Origin of the sequence: Pantoea rodasii (assembly GCF_002095465.1) — a bacterium.
GTDB lineage: Bacteria > Pseudomonadota > Gammaproteobacteria > Enterobacterales > Enterobacteriaceae > Pantoea > Pantoea rodasii.
Genome location: NZ_MLFP01000002.1, coordinates 427,325 through 447,331 on the forward strand (window position 1 = coordinate 427,325; position 20,007 = coordinate 447,331).

Sequence of the window (20,007 nt, forward strand, 5' to 3'; positions counted from 1 at the left end):
CGAGATGAGAAACATCGTGCGCGCCGTCAAGGTGAACAAATATTTCGACCAGTTTCATGCGCTGAAGGATGTCAGCCTCGAAGTGAATTACGGCGAGGTGATGTGCATCCTCGGGCCATCCGGCTCCGGTAAAAGCACCTTCCTGCGCTGCATCAATCAGCTGGAGAAGATCGATCAAGGTGGCATTTGGGTCGACAACGAATTAGCAGGCTATCGCATCGCCGGCAACAAACTGCATGCGTTGAGCGATAAGCAAATTGCCCGCCAGCGCCTGCAAACCGGCATGGTGTTCCAGCGCTTTAACCTGTTCCCGCACAAAACCGCGCTGGAAAACATTATCGAAGGGCCGTGTCGTGTCCTGCTGCGCCCGAAGCGCGAAGCCACTGAAGAGGCGATGGCACTGCTGGACCGGGTTGGTCTGGCGCACAAGCGCACGACTATCCGCAGTCACTGTCCGGCGGGCAGCAGCAGCGTGTGGCGATTGCCCGTGCGCTGGCAATGAAACCGAAATTGATGCTGTTTGACGAACCCACTTCGGCGCTGGATCCGGAGATGGTCGGCGAAGTGCTGGCGGTGATGCGCCAGTTGGCAAAAGAGGGCACCACCATGCTGGTGGTCACCCACGAAATGGGCTTTGCCCGTGAGGTGGCGAACCAGGTGGTGTTTATGGACGAGGGACGCATCATCGAGCAGGGCGCACCAGAAGACATTCTGCTGAACCCGCAGAACCCACGGATGAAAAACTTTATTAACGCGATTCTTCTTTAACGTGACCGGGGTGAAAAACATGAAAAAACTGTTATTGAGTGCCATCAGTGCTGCGCTTTTACTGCAATCTTCTGCCTGGGCAGATATCGCCGTGCCAGCCGCCATCAAAGAGAAAGGCTTGACCGTGGCGATCATGCCGAACTATCCGCCAATGGATTTCAAGGATCCGGCCACCAACCAGCTTACCGGTGTGGATTACGATCTTGGTCAGGCGATTGCGGCAAAGCTGGGCGTGAAGATCAACTGGCAGGAGATCGCCTTTGAGCAGATGGTTAACGCGGTGGTGACGAAGCGCGTCGATCTGGTGATGTCCGGCATGACCGACACCAAAGAGCGCCAGAAGGTGGTTAACTTTATCGATTACTTCAAAACCGGTCCGCAGTTCTACACTCAGGCCGCTCGCAGCGACATCAACAGCGCGATGGATCTGTGCGGTAAAAAAGTCGGCACCAGTCGTCGTACCACTTTCCCGGTAGAGATTGCCAACTGGTCTAAAGCGCACTGCGAAGCGGCCGGCAAGCCAGCGATCATCGTAGTTGGCGCTGAAGGTACGGCGGATGCGCGTACCCAGCTGCGTCAGAACCGTCTGGATGGCGTGGTGCAGGGGAGCGAAACGCTGCCGTACATCATGGATCTTGAGAAGGGTAAATATAAGCCGCTCGATAAAGCCTTCTCCTTCCAGTACACCGGCATGGCGATTGGTAAAGATGCAGGCGAGCTGACCACTGCGGTGCAGGCGGCGATTGATGCGATGATTGCCGACGGTAGCTACCAGAAGATCCTCGCGAAATGGGGCCTGTCCGACAATGGCGTGACTCAGGCGACCGTTAACCAGGGCTAAAGGAGCGTAGCGATGCAACAACCGGGCGCAGTGCGCTGGCCGCAGGGGAAACGCGGCTGTATGGCGCTGGCGTTTGACCTTGATGGTCCCACCGGCGATGCCATGTTGAATGGCAGCCTGTGGTCAACGCCAGAATATTTCACCTTTGGTGCGTATGGGCCGTACCGTGCGCTCGGGCGATTGCTCGACCTGCTGCGCGCTTTCCAGATCCCCGCCACGTTTTTTGTGCCGGCGTGGGTCGTGGAACAGTGGCCGCAGCAGTGTCAGGCGATTATCGAACAAGGCCACGAAGTGGCCTATCACGGCTATCGTCACGAATCTTTCTGGGCGATTCCGCCGGATGAACAGCGTGCCGTGATGGCGAAATCCGCTGAAATCTTTAAACAGCATTTGGGCATCACCGCCTGCGGTTTCCGTACGCCGTCAGGTGACTGGCATGCCGAAACGCCGCAAATTTTGCGTGATGCTGGGGTGATTTATTCCAGCAGCATGCGCGGCGACGATCGTCCTTACAGCATCCCGGTGGCCGGTCATACGCCGCTGGTGGAGATCCCCGGCAAGTGGGAGATGGACGATTACGCCTCGCTGGCCTACACGCGCCAGCCTGACTTCCCGAAAGGGGGCGATCGTATCGCCAGCTATGCGCACACGCGCGATAACTGGCAGCGTGAATTCGATGGCGCGATGGATGAAGGCTTGTGCCTGACCACGCTGTTCCACCCGAAAATTTCCGGCCAGCCTGGACGTATCCTGCTGCTGGAGCAGCTGTTTGAACATATGACGGCGCGTGATGACGTGTGGTTTGCACGCTGTGATGCGGTGGCGCAGTGGTATCTGCAGGAGCAACAGCATGACTGAATCATCCCGCTGGCCGCTGGGCTTCCAGTCCGCCGCCGTTTTGACCATCGATTTCAATGATATCCACGGCATTTTGACCCAGGCGCCAGCCGTCGCCGGGCGCGATAAAACCCTGTCGGTTTGGCGCTATGGCACCCTGCGCGGTGTGGACCGCTTGCTGGCGTTACTGGCAGAGAAACAGCTGCAAGCCAGCTGGTGCTTACCGGCAATTGTCGCGGCAGAGCAGCCGGAACTGATTAAACGCATCGTGGCCGATGGCCATGAGATTGCCTGCAGCGGCGAGCGCCATGAAGACTTCTCGGCGTTGTCGCTGGATCAGCAGATCGCCAGCGTGACGCGCGGCTGTGAGCAGCTGGCGCAGTTTACCGGCAAACCGATTCAGGGCTTCCGCACCCCCGCAGGGCAGTGGAAGCCGGGTCTGGCGGACGCGCTGGTGGAGCAGGGCATTCGCTGGTCATCAAGCTGGCGCGGCGACGATCTGCCGTACTTCCATCCCGGCACGCGGCTGGTGGAACTGCCGATGCATTACACGCTGGAAGATGAACCTTATTTTGCCTTTAACCTGAGTCCGGCTATCCCGCCGGGACAGTCGCGGATTGCGCCTTATGCCGAAACGCTGGCGAACATGACGCAGGATTTCCAGGGCTTCCACCGCTTTGGCCTGTGTTATCTGCTGCGCCTTCATCCGGAGATCATCGGCACCGCCGGGCGTATCGGTTTGCTGCGTGAATTGATCGAGACGCTGCAACAGCACAACGTGTGGATCGCTACGGCGGAACAGGTGGCGGCGCATTGGCAAACTCAGCCGGACAATGATTTTTGCCATCCGGCAGAAGTGTTTACTCGCATCACCGGAGGTGCGCATGGCCTCGACGCTTGATCAACTGGCGACATTTATCGCTGATACCCGTTTTGAACAACTGCCAGACGTGCTGGTCGAACAGGCCAAACGCCATCTGCTGGATACGCTTGGAGCTTCACTGGCGGGCAGCGACAGCCCAATCTGGCGCGACTGTCTGGCATTGGCGCTCGCAGAAGGCGGGCATCAGCAGGCACAGGTTTGGGGAAGTGCACGGCAGGTGAATCCGCGCCAGGCGGCATGGCTGAATGGCGTTGCCGCACATATGTATGAGCTGGATGATACCGGCGGCTGCGATCACTCGGGCGCGGTGGTCATTCCCGCCATTCTGGCGGCATTGCCGCTGGTGACGCAGCCGGTTGAAGGCCAGGCGCTGCTGGTGGCGATGGTGATCGGTTATGACGTCGGACGTCGAGTGCTGGAGGCCTGCGGTGGCTACTCTGCGCACAATGGCGCAGGCTGGCACTCCACCGCCAGCTGCGGCGTGTTGGGTGCCGCAGCCGCGGTGTGTTCACTGCTGCAACTGGATCGCGCTCAGTGCGCGTCAGCCTTAGGCATTGCCGCCAGTTTCAGCGGCGGGCTGTGGGGCTTTATTCATGATGGTTCGCACACCAAAAAGCTGCATGCTGCACGCGCGGCAGAAGGTGGCGTGCAGGCGGCCTTGTTGGCGCAGCGCGGTATCAATGGACCATCGGCGGTGTTTGAGGCGAAGTGGGGTGGATTCCTGCAAACCCTGGCGCCTGAAACGCAGCAACCTGCGGCGTTAACCGCCGATCTTGGCGTGGTGTGGAAGCTGGCGCGCTGTTCAATTAAGCCGTATGCATCCTGCCGCGGCACCCATGCGGCAGTCGATGCATTGAATTTGATGCTGGTGCAGCATCCAGTCAAACCTGAGCAGATTGAGCGCATCGTGGTGGGATTGAATCCGTTCCTGCTGGAGATGTGTGGCGGACGTGAGCTGCAGAGCCTGGCGAGTGCACAAATGAGCCTGCCGTATGCATTGGCGGCGCGTGCGCTGTATGGTTCCGCCGAGCTGGCCAGCTACGATGATGCTAAGCGTCTGCATCCTCAGGTTGAAGCGTTTATGGCACAAATTGAGCTGGTGATTGATGAGCAGCAGGGCCGTGACGACGAGCCGTGGGTGCGGATTGAAACGCAACAGGGCGAGCAGTGGCAGCAGCATGTGTCGGTGCCATCGGGTGCGCCAGCCAATCCGATGAGCCTTGAGGCGCTGCTGGCTAAATACCGCAGTTTAGCGGGACGCGTGTTGCCGGTTGAGCAGGTTGAACAGCTGGAAGCGATTTGCATGGAGTTGGATGACGTCGCAGATGTGCAGGAAGTGGTGGCGCTGCTGGCTCGTGCATAGGGAGTGGGTGCTGAATTTTGCACCTAAACCTGTAGCAACTAGTGAGGTCGTCAGATGCATTTGCATGCTCGCAGATTAATTCACAGGTGATGTTGTTGTTCACAGGTGATAACGCAGGCTGGGGGCGCTTTGGCGCTGGCGTCCTCGCGCCGCTGACGCGGTGCCCTCGCCTCGTTCATCTGCCTGACGGAACGGCGGGATGGCACATCCATGTGCCGCCCCGCCTTTCGCCCGCATCCCCGCGGGCTATCCTGGCAGACTCACTCTGCTCGGCGCTGCGAATTGCCTGCGCCAAATCGCCCCAGCCTGCTCATTAACCATTGTGCTTGCTGTTAAAGGCAGCCTGCTGACTAATGCCGGTCAGTTAAGCGTTTTTCGGCCGCAATAAATGGTGGCCCTACGATGTAAGTACATGTTTTAACTAGGGTGCGCATTTAGGTACAAACCGGGCACACAGGTAACACTTTAGACCGGGTACATGGGTAACAGTTATAACTGGCATAGCAGACGAGACTCACTATGCCCTGGAATGAGACTGTTTTGGATGATAGCGCCAGAGGTGATCCAGATATCCCAGCCAGCTGATTAGCTAAAGTGCCTACTGCTGAAAAGGGCACATTGCGTAAGGCCGTAGCACCTCTGATGCTGCAAGGGCTATCCGCAGTGCTGAGGTTTGTATGTTGTGCCGGGAGATCCACACAGGGATGATCCAATTCTCCCAGTCTGCAGATGAGCTGAAGTGAATGCTGTTGAAAGTGGGCACAAAATTTGAGGCCGTAGCACCTCTGATGCTGCAAGGGCTATTCGCAGCGCTGAGGCTTTACGTTGTGCCAGGAGATCCACGCAAGGATGCGTGGATCAGTTCGGGGCCGACCAGGGATGGTCGATCCCCGAACGATCCGTAGGCACGACGTGGAAGCCGAGGGCACCGCGTTAGCGGCGCGAGGGCTGCCCGGCAGCAGCAGAGGTGCTACGGCCCGCACCCAGCACAGGACTCAGCCCTCAGCCCCCCAAACTGAACACCCCTGCACTTTTAATTCTCACTCCGCAGAAGTACTCGCCACATCCTGCACAAGCACTCCCCCCAGGTTTAAACCCGCGCAGCCAACCCTTCTATCCGCTGCATTGCCGCCAGCAGACGGTCTTCGGTCACCGCTACCGCCATATTCTCCATATCCGGCGCATGCACGGATTCACGCACAATCAGCGCCAGATCGGCATCATCCAATTCGGCAATCTCACGCAGCGTCAATGGCACGCCGCAGTCGCGTGCCAGACGCATCTCATCCAGCACCTCTTCATCGCTGCGATCTTCCAACGCCAGCAAGCAAAGATTACCGAAGCCAACCAACAAGCCATGGCCAAACTCTCGCGTCTTATCGCAGAAGGTAAAGCCTTCATAAATCGCATGTGAAGCGGCTGCGTGGGCACCGTTGCTCATCAGCGAGGTCAATCCAGCCCAGGTAAAGATCGCATCCAGCACCTGATCCAGAGAGGCGCTGCTCTCGCCGCGCAGCACTGCTGCATAAGCCGACGGGCCATGTTCCGCGATCACGTCATAGCAAATCTGGCTGTGAGCCAGCGATGAGAGTGCATTGCCTTCGCGTGCAGGATGGCGGACGCTCACTGCGCGGAACTCATACCATTTAGCCAGGGTATCGCCCAGTCCGGCAGCCAGCCAGCGAGCAGGGGCTTTAGCCAGCAACTCACTGTCGATAATCACCGCCGCCGGTGCCTGTGGCAGCGGGAAAATATCAAAGAAATTGCCGTTATCGTCGTAGCGAATGGTCAATGGCGTCACTGCCGAACAGGTGGCGGCGATGGTCGGAACCGTGATAAACGGTAAGCCCAGCTGCGCGCCCACCGCTTTAACGGTATCCAGCGATTTACCGCCGCCGACGCCGATAATCACGTCAGCTTGCAGCTCGGTGGCGATGGCGGCCAAACGATTGATCTGGTTAATCGAAGTTTCACCACCAAACCACTCCTGCGCCAGCAGCGTCACGTTGGCCGCCAGCAGTTGGGCGCGCACTTGCGCTTCCACCGATTGCAGTGCCTGATGACCGCCGATCAGCAGGGCGCGTTTGCCCAACCCGGCGCATATTTCGCCCAGCTGATTGATCACGCCTGCACCGCGCAATACGCGCGCCGGAAACACCAAATTCTGTTGTGTCATCACTTATTCTCTGTGTATCGGACGCCGGGCAACACGCACAGCATCTCATAAAGGATATTGGCCGCCAGCTGTGAGGTCATGCCACTGATATCGTACGGCGGTGACACCTCGACCAGATCGCCACCGACCAGATTGAGTCCGCGACAGCCGCGCACAATCTCCAGTCCCTGCATTGAGGTCAAGCCGCCCACTTCTGGCGTACCGGTGCCGGGCGCCACGCGGGATCGAAACTGTCGATGTCATAGCTGAGATACACCGGACCCTCACCGATGCGCGCACGCACCTCAGCCATCAATGGGGCCATGGATCGATACCAACACTGTTCAGCAGGCACCAGATGGAAGCCTTGATCGACGCCCCACTGGAAATCATCGGCGGCGTAGCCTTGAGCGCGCTGGCCAATCTGCACCACGCGCTGACAATCAAGCAGACCTTCTTCCACCGCGCGGCGGAATGTGGTGCCGTGGGCAATCTTCTCGCCAAACATCTCATCGTTGGTATCGGTGTGTGCATCAATGTGGATCAGGCCCATCGGCCCGTGCTTCTTCGCCAGCGCACGCAGAATCGGCAGCGTCAGCGTGTGATCGCCGCCCAGCGTTAACGGGATAATCGGCCAATTATTTAGCTCGGTATAATAGTTTTCGATGATATCAACCGATTTCAGCAGGCTGTAAGTATTAATGGGCACATCGCCGAGGTCGCCGACACGCAACGAATCAAAAGGAGCTGCGCCGGTCGCCATGTTATACGGGCGAATCATAACTGAATCGGCACGAATCGCGCGTGGCCCATAGCGCGTGCCGCTGCGCTGCGACGTGCCGATATCCAGTGGAATGCCAACAAACGCGACATCAAGATCAGCAGGCGATTCAACGGCCGGCAAACGCATCATGGTGCCACGGCCAGCAAAACGGGGCATCTCATTGCCGCCCTGCGGCTGAGGAAAATCGGTCATCACGAACTCCTTCGGCTAAGTGAATCTCATCATGGCCTGAGGCGCGTGCGGGAAAAATCCTTGACAGCAGATAATCACTTCAGAGATTACTTAACTTTAATCGGCAATCTCTGAAGGAAATACGGTGCAAACGCTTCCTAACCTCAAACTGCTCCAGGTGTTCGCCAGCGTGGTGGAGAATCAGGGCTATTCACGTGCTCAGCAGGCGCTTAATATGACTACGCCCGCCATTAGCGCCTATATGAGCGAGCTGGAAACGCAGCTGGGTTTTATTCTGTGCCAGCGCGGACGTGGCGGCTTTACGCTTACTACCAAAGGTGAGCAGTTTCATCGTTACAGCCAGGAAATGCTGGCCACGCTGGCGGGTTGGCAGGCGCAAGTCGAAACGCTGAAAAGCGCACAGGGTGGCACGTTTTCGCTGGGCGTGGTGGATGCCACCGTCACCGACAGCACGCTGGATCTGCCAGCGGCAATTGCGCGCTTTAATCAGCGTTTTCCGGCGGTGTTTTTCAATCTCAGCGTGCGCGATCCCAATGAGTTGCAGCAGCAGTTGCTGGAAGATCGTCTCGACCTCGCCATTGGTCATTTCCCGCTGCGTGCCAGCAACCTGGTGACCATCCCGTTGTATGAGGAGCAGCATTGGCTGTATTGCAGCCCGCAGCATCCGCTGGCACAGGGCGATCCGGATGTGCGCACCGTGCAGCAAACCGGCATGGTGACACGGCGTTACTGGAATCAGCAGGAGCTAAACAAGCGCGGTTTCCGTCAAAGCAATGCTTCGGTGGAAAGCATCGAGGCGCAGTTGACGTTGATCCTCTCCGGACGATTTATCGGCTATTTACCAGAACACTATGCGCAAAGCGGGGAACAGCAGGGCACGCTTTGTCGCTTGTTGCCGCAGCATTTTCATTTCCGCGCACCGTTCTCGTTTGCCTTCCGCCGCGGACGGTCACGCGAAACGCTGATCCGCGCGATGCGTGAAATTCTGAATCCAGCGCGAAAAATAGCAGTGAAAGCTGACGCTGCGCCGATACTGTGTAAAAATACAGGCCAATTCAGCAAACAGTAATGAACATGGCCCTGACAGCAGCGATAAAAAGCCAGATTGCGCAATGGTATAAGGCGCTGCAGCAGCAGGTTCCTGACTTTATCCCACGTGCGCCACAGCGTCAGATGATCGCTGAAGTGGCGAAGAGCCTGGCCGGTGACGAAGGTCGCCATCTGGCGATTGAAGCCCCCACCGGCGTGGGCAAAACCTTGTCTTATCTGATCCCCGGCATTGCAGTGAGCCGCGCCGAGGAGAAACGATTAGTGATCAGCACCGCCAACGTGGCGCTGCAGGATCAAATCTTCAGCAAGGATCTGCCGTTGCTGAAAAAAATCATTCCCGATCTCACCTTCACTGCCGCATTCGGCCGTGGCCGCTATGTCTGTCCGCGCAACCTCACGGCACTGGCGGCGACCGAAGATCAGCAAGGCGACCTGCTGCTGTATCTCGATGAAGAAGCGGTGACCGGTTCGAAAGAAGAGCAAAAGTTTTGCGCCAAGCTGGAAAAGCAGCTCAGTAGCTATCAATGGGATGGACTGCGCGATCACACCGATGTGTCGATTGAGGACAGCCTGTGGCAGCGGCTTTCCACCGATAAAGCCAACTGTCTGGGGCATCACTGCCGTTGGTATCGTGAATGTCCGTTCTTTGTCGCGCGTCGTGAAATTGAACAGGCTGACGTTGTGGTGGCAAACCATGCGCTGGTGATGGCGGCGATGGAGAATGAATCCGTCTTACCGCCCGCCAAGCATCTGATGCTGGTGCTGGACGAAGGCCATCATCTGCCAGAAGTGGCGCGTGATGCGCTGGAGATGAGCGCGGAAATTACCCCCGGCTGGAGCAGCCTGCAGCTCGATTTATTTGTGCGGCTGGTGGAAACCATCATGGCGCAGTTCCGTCCGAAATCGCCGCCCCCGCTTACCAACCCTGAGCGGTTGAAAGGCCATTGCGATGAGATGCGTGAACTGCTGCAAATTCTGTGCGATGCACTCAATCCGCTATTACCCGCGCATAACCAGCCGGGCGAGTTCCGATTTGTGCTGGGCGAGCTGCCGGAAGAGCTGATGACGATGTGCGCGCGGTTGTTCAAACTGAGCGATGCCCTGCGCGGGTTGAGCGAAGGGTTGCTCAATGAGTTGGGCGATCAAACCGGCAAGGCCGATATCATGCGTCTGCACCGGGCGATCATTCAGCTTAACCGCCAGTTCGGCTGGTTCGAATCGATCAGCAAACTGTGGCGACTGGCGGCGATGGAAAAAGCCTCCAACGCGCCGGTATCGAAATGGATTACCCGTGAAATTCGTGACGGCCAGGCGCATCTGCTGTTTCACTGCGCCGGGATTCGCGTCAGCGATCAGCTGGAGAAACTGCTGTGGCGCAAGATTCCGCACGTGGTGGTGACCTCGGCCACACTGCGTTCGCTCAACAGTTTTAACCGCTTGCAGGAGATGTCTGGCCTGAGTGAGAAAGCCGGTGACCGTTTTGTGGCGCTGGATTCGCCGTTCAATCATATCGACCAGGGCAAACTGGTGATCCCGCAAATGCGGCATGAACCGCTGATGGCGCAGGAAGCGGAGCACATTGCCGAAATGGCACATTTCTTCCGGCAGCAAATGGCAGAAGAGAAGCACAAAGGTGTGCTGGTGCTGTTTGCCAGCGGGCGTGCGATGCAACAATTTGTCAGCCATGTCACCGATTTGCGCCTGTCGATGCTGGTGCAAGGCGATCAGCCCCGTTCCCGGCTGGTGGAGCTGCACCGTCAGCGCGTCGAGGCGGGCCAAACCAGCATTCTGGTGGGGCTACAGTCTTTCGCTGAAGGGCTGGATTTAAAGGGCGATCTGCTGACGCAGGTGCATATCCATAAAATTGCTTTTCCCCCGGTGGACAGTCCGGTAATTTTGACCGAAGGGGAGTGGCTGAAGAGCCTCAAACGCTACCCGTTCGAGGTGCAGAGTTTACCTAGCGCCTCGTTTACGCTGATTCAGCAGGTCGGGCGTCTGATTCGCAGCCACCACTGCACAGGCGAAATCGTGATCTATGACCGGCGTTTGCTGAACAAAGCTTACGGCAGCCGCTTGCTGGCAGCGCTGCCGGTGTTCCCGATTGAGCAACCGCCGATGCCGGAAGCCAGCACCAAACCAGCGGTAAAAGCAGCGGTTAAAGCCGCCGTCAAACCAGCGAAACGAAGAAGTAAGAAATCTTAGGTGTGCCCAGACGCACATCAATGACCTTTTGGCAGCCGGGTATCGGCGCGCCCTGGAAGCGGGAATGCCCTGATGGAACTGAATAAAATTATCAAAGAGATTGGGCGCGGTAAGAACCACGCGCGCGATATCGATTTCGATACGGCTGTGGCGTTGTACAGCGCGATGCTGGCGGATGAAGTGCCCGACTTAGAGTTGGGCGGCGTGCTGATCGCCCTGCGTATCAAAGGCGAAGGCGAAGAGGAGATGCGCGGTTTTACCACGCGATGCAGCAGCAGATGATGCAGTTGCAGCCGCCCGCCAATCGCCCGATGCCGATTGTGATTCCCAGCTACAACGGCGCACGTCGTCAGGGCAATCTCACGCCGCTGTTAGCCTTGCTGTTAAGCAAACTCGGGTTTCCGGTGTTGCTGCACGGTGTGAGTGATGATCCCACGCGCATCACCACCGAAGCCGTGCTGGCAGCGCTGGATATTGCGCCGGTCACCAATGCGCAGCAGGCACAAGCGAAGCTGGAAAGTGGCGAACTGGCGTTTATCACCATCGATCATCTGTGTGCACCGATGGCAAAACAGCTGTCGTTGCGCTGGCGCATGGGCGTACGTAATAGCGCGCATACGCTGGCTAAGCTGGCGACGCCGTTTGCCGAGCGCGCCGCGTTGCGCCTGGCGAGTGTCTCCCATCCGGAATATGTGCCGCGTGTCGGCAAGTTCTTCCAGGATATTGACGCGCCCGCCATTCTGCTAAATGGCACTGAAGGTGAGGTGTATGCCAATCCGCAGCGCTGCCCGGCGATTAACTATATTGCGGGTGCGGGCACAGAGGCTGAAGTGTGGATTGAGCGTCAGCCTGAAATCAGTGTGGAACTGCCTGAAAGTAAAAATGCGCAGGATACCGCTGACTGGATCAAACAGGTGCTGGCCGGCGAACGTGCGGTGCCGCAGGCGCTGCGTTTACAGCTGGCGTGCTGCTTAGTGGCAACCAGGGAGTCAGCGACGCTGGATGAGGCGGAGACGCGATTGCAGCTGGCTGGGATCTAACGGGTAGAACAATACCCGCAGCCTTGGGTTGCGGGTCAAACGCACAGCCGAGAGTTTACCGCTGCTTGCTACAATGCCGCTTGAGATTCCTGGTTCTGGGAAATCCTGCAGCCAGGCTTTAACCAACATGCAATCTCGTTTGGGATTCCTGGCTTCTGCGAATCCTGTCAGTCAGGCTATAACCAACATGCAATCTCGTTTGAGATTCCTGGGTTCCGCGAATTCTGCCAGTCAGGCTTTAATCAACACGCTCTCCACCAGTTGCTGCCAGAAGCTGATACCAATCGGCAGTAAGTCATCATTAAAATCGTAATGCGCGTTGTGCAGTGGGGCGGAAGGTGTGGTGCCATCGGCGCCGAGCCAGAAATAAGCACCGGGGCAGGACTCCATCATGCAGGCGAAATCTTCCGATGCCATGGAAGGATTCACCTGCCAGTGCACCTGCGATTCACCCAGTACGCGAGTAGCGACATCGCGCACTTGCTGTGCCGGAGCCGCGTGATTAGCGGTGACCGGATAGCCTGGATACCAGTGAATCTCACCGCTCACCCCAAACGGGCGCGGTAGCGTGGTGACAAAATCTTCAATCAGACCGCGCACGCGATCGCGCACGTCGGTCTGCAAACATCGCACCGTACCACGCAACACAATCTGCTCGGGAATGACGTTGATGGCTTCACCACCGTGAATCTGCGTCACGCTTACCACCGCTGAAGCCAGCGGTGACAGACGGCGTGACGGGATGGTTTGCAGCGCCATAATCAATTCTGCTGCCACCACCATCGGATCGGCACCGCTTTCCGGCATCGCCGCATGGCAGCTTTTGCCGTTGAGGGTGATTTCAAACGAATCGAGTGAGGCCATCATCGCACCCGGATTCACCGCCAGCGAACCCACCGGTAATCCAGGCCAGTTGTGCATGGCGTACACCGCATCCATCGGGAAGCGCGTGAATAAACCCTCTTCCACCATTTTCCGCGCGCCGCCGAGGTTCTCTTCAGCGGGCTGGAACAGGAAGTGCACGGTGCCTTTAAAGTTGCGCGTGGCGGCCAGTTGGCATGCCGCTGCGAGGAGAATCGCCGTGTGTCCATCGTGACCGCAGGCGTGCATGACGCCGGGACGGGCAGATTTCCAATCCGGTGCGCCTTTTTCGGTCATCGGCAGTGCATCCATATCGGCACGCAAACCGATCACCGGGCCTGGACCGTTTTCCAGTGTGCCAATCACGCCAGTGCCTGCTAGCCCACGGAACACCTGCAACCCTGCTTCAGCGAGCACGTTCGCGACAAGTTCGCTGGTTTGTTGCTCCTGGTAACCCAGTTCAGGATGTTGGTGTAACTGACGACGCCAGTTCAGGGCGTTTTCCAGCAGGACGGCAGGCAGGCTCATAAGGTAAGGCTCTCCATCAGCAGCAATGGCTGCGATTTCTCTGACTCGTAACGTGATGTCTCCACTGTAGTGGCAAGCGCAGGGCGGCGTCTATCGTGGAAAGGAATAATTTGGCTATAGGGTATAGCGGAATGGAATAAAGCAGCGGGGGCGCTCGGTCGGCATATCTGTATGCCGACCTTACTCTTGTGGAGAAAGGTGCGCATGGATGCGCACCGGGAAATTTACTTCTGCATCGGCAGATTCAAGCCATGTTCTTTCGCGCAGCTCTGCGCCAGTTCATAGCCCGCATCCGCGTGACGCATCACACCGGTTGCCGGATCGTTCCACAGCACACGGCCAAGGCGCGCGTCGGCTTCGGCGGTGCCGTCGCAGACAATCACCACGCCAGAGTGCTGCGAGAAGCCCATGCCAACGCCGCCGCCGTGATGCAGGCTCACCCAGGTCGCACCGCCTGCGGTATTCAGCAGGGCATTCAGCAACGGCCAGTCGGAGACTGCATCCGAACCGTCTTTCATCGCTTCGGTTTCACGGTTGGGTGACGCCACTGAACCACAATCCAGATGATCGCGGCCGATGACGATAGGCGCTTTCAGCTCGCCGTTGCGCACCATCTCGTTAAACGCCAGCGCCGCTTTATGGCGCTCGCCCAGGCCCAGCCAGCAGATACGTGCCGGCAAGCCCTGGAAGGCGATACGTTCCTGCGCCATGTCGAGCCAGCGATGCAGGTTCTTGTGCTCCGGGAACAGCTCTTTCAGCTTGGCGTCGGTTTTATAAATATCTTCTGGATCACCTGACAGCGCCACCCAGCGGAACGGACCTTTGCCTTCGCAGAACAGCGGACGAATATAGGCGGGTACGAAGCCTGGGAAATCAAAGGCATTTTTCACCCCTTCATCCAGCGCCACCTGACGGATGTTGTTGCCGTAATCCACGGTTGGTACGCCCATGTGGTGGAAGTCGAGCATTGCCTGCACATGCACCGCCATCGATGCGCGGGCCGCTTTCTCTACCGCTTTTGGATTGCTGACGCGCTCTGACTGCCAACGCTCAACATCCCATCCCAGCGGCAGATAGCCGTTAATCGGGTCGTGGGCGGAAGTCTGATCGGTGACGATATCCGGCTTCATGCCGCCAGCTTTGGCGCGTTTCACCAGCTCCGGCACGATATCGGCGGCGTTGCCGAGCAAGCCAACGGAAATGGCCTGCTTCGCTTTGGTGGCTTTCTCAATCAGATCCAGCGCTTCATCTAAGGTATAAGCTTTATGGTCAACGTAACGGGTGCGCAGACGGAAATCGATACGGGATTCCTGGCACTCAATCGCCAGCACGCTGGCACCCGCCAGCACGCCAGCCAGCGGTTGTGCGCCGCCCATGCCACCCAAGCCCGCTGTTAGGATCCAGCGGCCGCTCAGATCGCTGTCATAATGCTGACGACCGGCTTCGGCGAAGGTTTCAAAGGTGCCCTGCACGATGCCCTGCGCACCAATGTAGATCCAGGATCCGGCGGTCATCTGGCCGTACATCATCAAGCCGGCTTTATCCAGCTCGTGGAAATGATCCCAATTTGCCCAATGCGGTACCAGGTTAGAGTTGGCCAGCAACACACGTGGGGCATCAGCATGGGTGCGGAATACACCCACCGGTTTACCGGACTGGATCAGCAAGGTTTCTTCTGGCTGCAACGCACGCAGTGAACGCAGAATCTGCTCAAAACACTCCCAGTTACGCGCGGCTTTACCGATGCCGCCGTACACCACCAGATCTTCCGGGCGCTCGGCCACATCAGGATCGAGGTTGTTCTGGATCATGCGGTAAGCCGCTTCAATTAACCAGTTAGCACAATGCAGTTCGTTACCGCGCGGCGCACGGATTTCACGGGCAACAGCCTGAGATAAAGTTTCGCTCATCATCAGTTCCTTAAAGGGAAAAGAACGCTGGCTTGGCAGCAGCGCAGTAAGGGATTCTGGCCAGGCATGACTGCTGGCCCAAAGACGCATGGATTCGATATCCGGCGCCATTAAACGGTCGTGATCGAGGAAGGCGACGTTTTCGCGGATACGGCTCATCTCTTGCTCCAGTGCCATCGAGCTTTGCAGCGGGCGATTGAAATCGATGCCCTGCGCCGCAGCCATGGCTTCAATGCCGACCACCGCCGCGGTGTTAAAGCACATATCACCGAGGCGGCGAGCGGCGTAAGTCGCCATCGACACATGATCTTCCTGGTTAGCAGAGGTCGGCAGGCTGTCGACGCTGCCCGGATGCGCCAGCGATTTGTTTTCAGAGGCCAGCGCGGCAGCCGTGACCTGAGCAATCATAAAGCCAGAGTTAACCCCGCCATCATGTACCAGGAACGGCGGCAGGCCAGAGAGGCCGGTGTCCAGCAGTAGCGCCATGCGGCGTTCTGAGATGGCCCCGATTTCGGCAATCGCCAGTGCGAGAATATCGGCGGCAAAGGCTACTGGCTCGGCGTGGAAGTTGCCGCCGGAGATCACGTCACCGCTGTCGCTAAACACCAGCGGGTTATCGGACGCCGCGTTGGCTTCAATCTGCAGCACGCGTGCCGCATGGCTGAGATTGTCTAAACACGCGCCCATCACCTGCGGCACACAGCGAATCGAGTAGGGATCTTGCACGCGACCACAATTTGTATGTGAACTGAGGATTTCACTGCCTTCCAGTAAGGAAGAGACGGCCGCAGCCACTGCGATTTGTCCGTGCTGCCCGCGCGCCTGATGAATACGTGCGTCATAAGGTTTAACCGAGCCTTTAATGGCTTCCAATGACAGCGCGCCCGCCATCAGCCTGCGGCAAACAGGTTTTCGGCTTCAAACAGGCCGCGCAGCGCCAGCGCGTTAGAGACCTGAGTGCCGTTCAAGAGCGCCAGGCCTTCTTTCGGGCCCAGTACTATTGGCTGTAAGCCGACGCGCGCCAGACCTTCGGTGGCGGGGATCAATTCGCCGTCAACGCGCACCTGACCTTCGCCCAGCAACATCAGTGACAGATGGGCCAGCGGAGCCAAATCGCCCGATGCACCGACCGACCCTTTTTCCGGAATACATGGCATCACGCCAGCATTGAACAGCGCCAGCAGCGCTTCGATTAACTGGATGCGCACGCCGGAGTGACCGCGTGCCAGACTGATGATCTTGGTGGCCACCACTAACCGCGCGACGTTATCGGGCAGGAGATTGCCCAAACCCACGCTGTGCGACAGCACCAGATTGCGTTGCAGTTCCGCCAGCCGTTCGGCCGGGATCTGCGTCTGCGCCAGCTTACCGAAACCGGTATTGATGCCGTACACCACTTTGCCCGATGCTACGATGGCATCAACGGTTTCATTGGCACGATCGATAGCTGAACGTGCGTCATCTGCTAAAGTGAGCGTGACCTTGCTTTGATAAATCGTGCGCAAGGTCGCGAGGTCCACTTCACCGGGAACAAGGCAAATTTCCTGAACCGAACCTGACATGGTCTACTCCTGTCTATACGAGTGATCGGGTGCCACCTGAACGCCTTTCGTTTGCGATGCGGCGATGAGGAACACCAAAGAATGTGGTGAGTGAAGCATAAGTGTCTAATCTTGTCTATACAAGTAGCAAGCGCTGTGCCAGATTGATCTGATTCTGTGAATCACGCCGCAATGCGCTTTCTGTGGCGAAGCGTGTAACGTATTGCACCGAAACAGGGAGAGCGCTGCACCGTTGGCGTGCTGTCTGCACAATTAGATGTATATACATTTACGGGCTGAGACAGTAAACTTTGGGCATTATTCGGAAAAGGAACAGGATATGGCGGAGCAAACGGCAGTAGCACAGCTGGCTGCGGCAATGGGTGATGAGCCCGCGCCGATTTATCAACGCGTGAAACAGGCGATCGTCAGCCAGATCCGTGAAGGCCACTGGAAAGCGAATCAGCGCGTGCCGTCCGAAAGTGAACTGGTGAATGAGCTGGGCGTGAGTCGTATGACGATAAACCGCGCGCTGCGAGAACTCACCAGTGAAGGGTTTCTGGTGCGCATGCAGGGCGTGGGCACCTTTGTCGCGGAGATGAAAGGCTACACCGCGATGCTGGAAGTGCATAACATCGCCGATGAGATTGCTCAGCGCGGTCATCGCCACAGCTGCAAAATTTTGTCGATAGGGCAGATGAAGGCCGATCCGGAACAGGCTGCGGTGCTCGGCCTGTCGACCGGGCAGACGCTTTATCATTCGTTGATTGTGCATTACGAAAACGATATGCCAGTGCAGCTCGAAGACCGCTTAGTCAATCCGCTGGTGGCGCCGGATTACCTCAGCCAGGATTATCATCAGCTGACGCCCTACACCTATTTGATGCGCGTGGCGCCGTTGACCGCCGGTGAGCATATAGTGGAAGCGGTGCTACCCGATCTGCGCCAGCGTAAACATCTGGCGCTGGATGAGCACGAACCCTGCTTGTTGATCCGTCGTCAGACCTGGAGCGACAACAAGATAGTGACTTACGCGCGACTGCTGTATCCCGGCTCGCGCTATAAGTTACTAGGTCGTTTCAGAGGACACGGCTAAGCGCCACAAACAGCAGGCTGGCATCCGAGCTTTGCGGTGCCAGCTGCGTCTCTTCATCCAGCCACCACATTCCCTGATTAATCTTCACGCTGTCTCCCTGCGGCGTTTGCCATTCACCCGATATCACCCAGGCGACACCGTGTTCGCTGGCAACGGCGTGTTGCACGATGTCCACCTGCGCCTGCCAACTGTCGCGGCGGGTCATGATATTGAAGTCCTGACAGCTGCCGCTGATCTGCGCATCGATCGACCATTCACCGGGAAACGCCCACGGCTGATGCGGCAGCAAGGTGTGCTCTACACCCTCGCTGCGCAGTATGACGCTGTCGCCATTCAGCAGCGTAATCACACGATCGATACCGGGGAAAGGCGAGAAAGGCCCGTCAGCATCGATGGTGGCAATACTGGCGCGCCAGCCAAATTGGGTCTCACCGGGAGGGAAGCTGATGATTTCACGCGTTTCACCGCCGCCGTTGCGCCAGCGGCTGACCGGCAGCTGGCCGTAGTCAAAATACGTTCTCATTGCAGTGCACTCATGGCCTGGGCGAAGCGTGCCGCCGCGGCTTCTTCAGCGGGATGATGGCCTTCACTGATCACCTGATTACCGGCGACAAACACATCGCGGATCTGGCTTTGGCTGCCACCAAACAGCCAGCGATTGAGTAGCGAAGCGGAACTCACGCTGCTCAGGAAGGCATCGTTATCCAGTACCAGCCAGTCGGCGCGTTTACCCACCGCCAGTTCACCGGTGTTGACCGCACACGCCTGCGCACCGCCTTGTGCCGCCTGCTGCCACAGCAGATCGCCCACCGAGGGCTGATGGGGAAGTGTGATGCGGTTGCGACGGCGATCGCGCAATCGCTGACCGTACTCCAGCCAGCGCAACTCTTCCAGCGCACTGAGCGACACATGGCTGTCCGAGCCAATGCCCCAGCGTCCACTTTGTGCAATGTATTCCACCGCCGGGAAAATGCCGTCGCCGAGATTGGCTTCGGTGGTCGGACAGAGTCCGGCAATCGCACCGCTGGCCGCCATGCGTTGGATTTCGCTGTCGTCCAGATGGGTGGCATGAATCAGACACCAGCGCTGATCCACCTCGAAGCGATTATACAGCCAGGCAACTGGACGCTCACCGCTCCACGCCAGGCTGTCATTGACCTCTTTTTCCTGCTCGGCCACATGAATATGCACCGGCACATCAGCAGCGCCGGCGGACAGCACTTCACGCATCTGGGCTTCACTCACCGCGCGCAGTGAATGGAAACAGATGCCATGATTCAGTAGGGGCTTAGCGGTGCTCCATTGCGCCACGCGTTGCTGCTGCTGCAGATAAGCATCCGTTTGCTGGATGAAACGGCGCTGGCCGTCACTGGCCGGCTGCGATCCAAATCCGCTATAGCTGTAAAGCACCGGCAGCAGCGTCTGACCGATACCGGCCGTTTCGGCGGCGGCGATCAGGTGGAGCAGCATCGCGTCATCGGCATAGGGTTTGCCCTGCGCATCGTGGTGCAAGTAGTGGAATTCCGCCACCTGGCTATAGCCGCCTTTCAGCATATCGATATAGAGATGGGTGGCGATATCGCCGACCTGCTCAGGCGACAGGCGTTGCACCATGCGGTACATCAAATCGCGCCACGTCCAGAAGCTGTCCTGTGGGTCACCGGCCACTTCTGCTAATCCCGCCATGGCGCGCTGGAAGGCGTGTGAGTGCAGGTTAGCGATAGCAGGGATCACCGGGCCAGCAAGGCGTACTGCGTTGTCTGGCGTGCTGTTGGGAGTGAGTTCAGCGATCTGTCCGGATGCGTCAGCGGTGATCAAAACGTCTTCATGCCAGCCGTCGGCCAGCAGCGCGCGTGGGGCAAAAAAAACGGCCATGGTTGATCCTTTAGGGCGGAAAGTTGTATATACATATACATACTTTGAGACGCACTGTAAATCGTCAGACGTGAAGGGGAG

The 20,007-nt window shown here is 57.9% G+C and carries 12 protein-coding genes and 4 pseudogenes; 9 read left to right on the forward strand and 7 right to left on the reverse strand.

The features are described 5' to 3' along the window. Positions 1-4: 4 nt before the first annotated feature. From HA45_RS04425 to HA45_RS04445, 5 genes and pseudogenes are all read left to right on the forward strand, one after another. Positions 5-768, forward strand: a pseudogene (locus HA45_RS04425) (amino acid ABC transporter ATP-binding protein). Between the two features lie 19 nt (positions 769-787). Beyond that, the gene (locus HA45_RS04430; protein WP_100702730.1) at positions 788-1,609 is read left to right on the forward strand and encodes an ABC transporter substrate-binding protein; all 822 of its coding nucleotides are present in this window, start codon (positions 788-790) and stop codon (positions 1,607-1,609) included. A 12-nt stretch (positions 1,610-1,621) separates the two neighbouring features. Then, positions 1,622-2,467: a polysaccharide deacetylase family protein gene (locus HA45_RS04435; RefSeq protein ID WP_100702491.1), complete on the forward strand. Its 846-nt coding sequence runs from the start codon at positions 1,622-1,624 to the stop codon at positions 2,465-2,467. After that, positions 2,460-3,347 carry a polysaccharide deacetylase family protein gene (locus HA45_RS04440; RefSeq protein WP_100702492.1) on the forward strand — a complete coding sequence of 296 codons (888 nt, stop codon included), beginning with the start codon at positions 2,460-2,462 and terminating at the stop codon, positions 3,345-3,347. Before HA45_RS04435 ends, HA45_RS04440 begins: the two co-directional genes overlap by 8 nt. Beyond that, positions 3,331-4,692, forward strand: a complete 1,362-nt coding sequence (locus tag HA45_RS04445) for an MmgE/PrpD family protein (protein WP_100702493.1) — start codon at positions 3,331-3,333, stop codon at positions 4,690-4,692. The genes HA45_RS04440 and HA45_RS04445 overlap by 17 nt, the downstream gene beginning before the upstream one ends. A gap of 1,090 nt (positions 4,693-5,782) precedes the next feature. Here the strand turns inward: HA45_RS04445 and HA45_RS04455 are convergent. Both HA45_RS04455 and speB read right to left on the reverse strand, forming a co-directional pair. Next, on the reverse strand, positions 5,783-6,868 hold the full coding sequence (locus HA45_RS04455) for an iron-containing alcohol dehydrogenase family protein (RefSeq protein ID WP_100702494.1): 1,086 nt from the start codon (positions 6,866-6,868) through the stop codon (positions 5,783-5,785). Next, a pseudogene (gene speB, locus HA45_RS04460) lies at positions 6,868-7,823 on the reverse strand (agmatinase). The gene HA45_RS04455 and the pseudogene speB overlap by 1 nt, the downstream one beginning before the upstream one ends. Before the next feature lie 124 nt (positions 7,824-7,947). Between speB and HA45_RS04465 the strand changes: the two are divergent. From HA45_RS04465 to ybiB, 3 genes and pseudogenes are all read left to right on the forward strand, one after another. Further along, entirely contained in the window at positions 7,948-8,892 is a 945-nt protein-coding gene (locus tag HA45_RS04465) for a LysR family transcriptional regulator (protein WP_128598888.1), read from the forward strand. A gap of 5 nt (positions 8,893-8,897) precedes the next feature. Next, a complete protein-coding gene (gene dinG, locus HA45_RS04470) occupies positions 8,898-11,075 on the forward strand; it encodes an ATP-dependent DNA helicase DinG (RefSeq protein WP_100702731.1) in 2,178 nt (725 codons plus the stop codon). 72 nt (positions 11,076-11,147) lie between these two features. Further along, positions 11,148-12,115: pseudogene (ybiB, locus tag HA45_RS04475) on the forward strand (DNA-binding protein YbiB). 231 nt (positions 12,116-12,346) lie between these two features. On the opposite strand, the gene HA45_RS04480 reads toward ybiB, so the two are convergent. The 3 genes and pseudogenes from HA45_RS04480 to hutH all read right to left on the reverse strand — a co-directional run. Next, positions 12,347-13,504 carry a M20 aminoacylase family protein gene (locus HA45_RS04480; RefSeq protein WP_100702498.1) on the reverse strand — a complete coding sequence of 386 codons (1,158 nt, stop codon included), beginning with the start codon at positions 13,502-13,504 and terminating at the stop codon, positions 12,347-12,349. A 224-nt stretch (positions 13,505-13,728) separates the two neighbouring features. Beyond that, on the reverse strand, positions 13,729-15,414 hold the full coding sequence (gene hutU / locus HA45_RS04485) for a urocanate hydratase (protein ID WP_128598890.1): 1,686 nt from the start codon (positions 15,412-15,414) through the stop codon (positions 13,729-13,731). Positions 15,415-15,438: 24 nt separating this feature from the next. Continuing rightward, positions 15,439-16,976: pseudogene (gene hutH, locus HA45_RS04490) on the reverse strand (histidine ammonia-lyase); the annotation flags it as partial. A 319-nt stretch (positions 16,977-17,295) separates the two neighbouring features. On the opposite strand from hutH, the gene hutC reads away from it, so the two are divergent. Next, positions 17,296-18,051: a histidine utilization transcriptional repressor HutC gene (gene hutC / locus HA45_RS04495; protein ID WP_084936049.1), complete on the forward strand. Its 756-nt coding sequence runs from the start codon at positions 17,296-17,298 to the stop codon at positions 18,049-18,051. Here the strand turns inward: hutC and HA45_RS04500 are convergent. Then, on the reverse strand, positions 18,035-18,574 hold the full coding sequence (locus tag HA45_RS04500; RefSeq protein ID WP_100702500.1) for a HutD/Ves family protein: 540 nt from the start codon (positions 18,572-18,574) through the stop codon (positions 18,035-18,037). The genes hutC and HA45_RS04500 overlap by 17 nt on opposite strands. Beyond that, positions 18,571-19,926, reverse strand: coding sequence for a formimidoylglutamate deiminase (locus HA45_RS04505; protein ID WP_100702501.1), 1,356 nt, complete (start codon positions 19,924-19,926; stop codon positions 18,571-18,573). Before HA45_RS04505 ends, HA45_RS04500 begins: the two co-directional genes overlap by 4 nt. Positions 19,927-20,007 lie beyond the last annotated feature (81 nt).

What these genes read in the sequence shown, in the direction of transcription:
- HA45_RS04430 (WP_100702730.1), top strand. Translation starts at nt 788, where the DNA reads ATGAAAAAACTGTTATTGAGTGCCATCAGTGCTGCGCTTTTACTGCAA.
- HA45_RS04435 (WP_100702491.1), top strand. Translation starts at nt 1,622, where the DNA reads ATGCAACAACCGGGCGCAGTGCGCTGGCCGCAGGGGAAACGCGGCTGT.
- HA45_RS04440 (WP_100702492.1), top strand. Translation starts at nt 2,460, where the DNA reads ATGACTGAATCATCCCGCTGGCCGCTGGGCTTCCAGTCCGCCGCCGTT.
- HA45_RS04445 (WP_100702493.1), top strand. Translation starts at nt 3,331, where the DNA reads ATGGCCTCGACGCTTGATCAACTGGCGACATTTATCGCTGATACCCGT.
- HA45_RS04455 (WP_100702494.1), bottom strand. Translation starts at nt 6,868, where the DNA reads ATGACACAACAGAATTTGGTGTTTCCGGCGCGCGTATTGCGCGGTGCA.
- dinG (WP_100702731.1), top strand. Translation starts at nt 8,898, where the DNA reads ATGGCCCTGACAGCAGCGATAAAAAGCCAGATTGCGCAATGGTATAAG.
- HA45_RS04480 (WP_100702498.1), bottom strand. Translation starts at nt 13,504, where the DNA reads ATGAGCCTGCCTGCCGTCCTGCTGGAAAACGCCCTGAACTGGCGTCGT.
- hutU (WP_128598890.1), bottom strand. Translation starts at nt 15,414, where the DNA reads ATGAGCGAAACTTTATCTCAGGCTGTTGCCCGTGAAATCCGTGCGCCG.
- hutC (WP_084936049.1), top strand. Translation starts at nt 17,296, where the DNA reads ATGGCGGAGCAAACGGCAGTAGCACAGCTGGCTGCGGCAATGGGTGAT.
- HA45_RS04500 (WP_100702500.1), bottom strand. Translation starts at nt 18,574, where the DNA reads ATGAGAACGTATTTTGACTACGGCCAGCTGCCGGTCAGCCGCTGGCGC.
- HA45_RS04505 (WP_100702501.1), bottom strand. Translation starts at nt 19,926, where the DNA reads ATGGCCGTTTTTTTTGCCCCACGCGCGCTGCTGGCCGACGGCTGGCAT.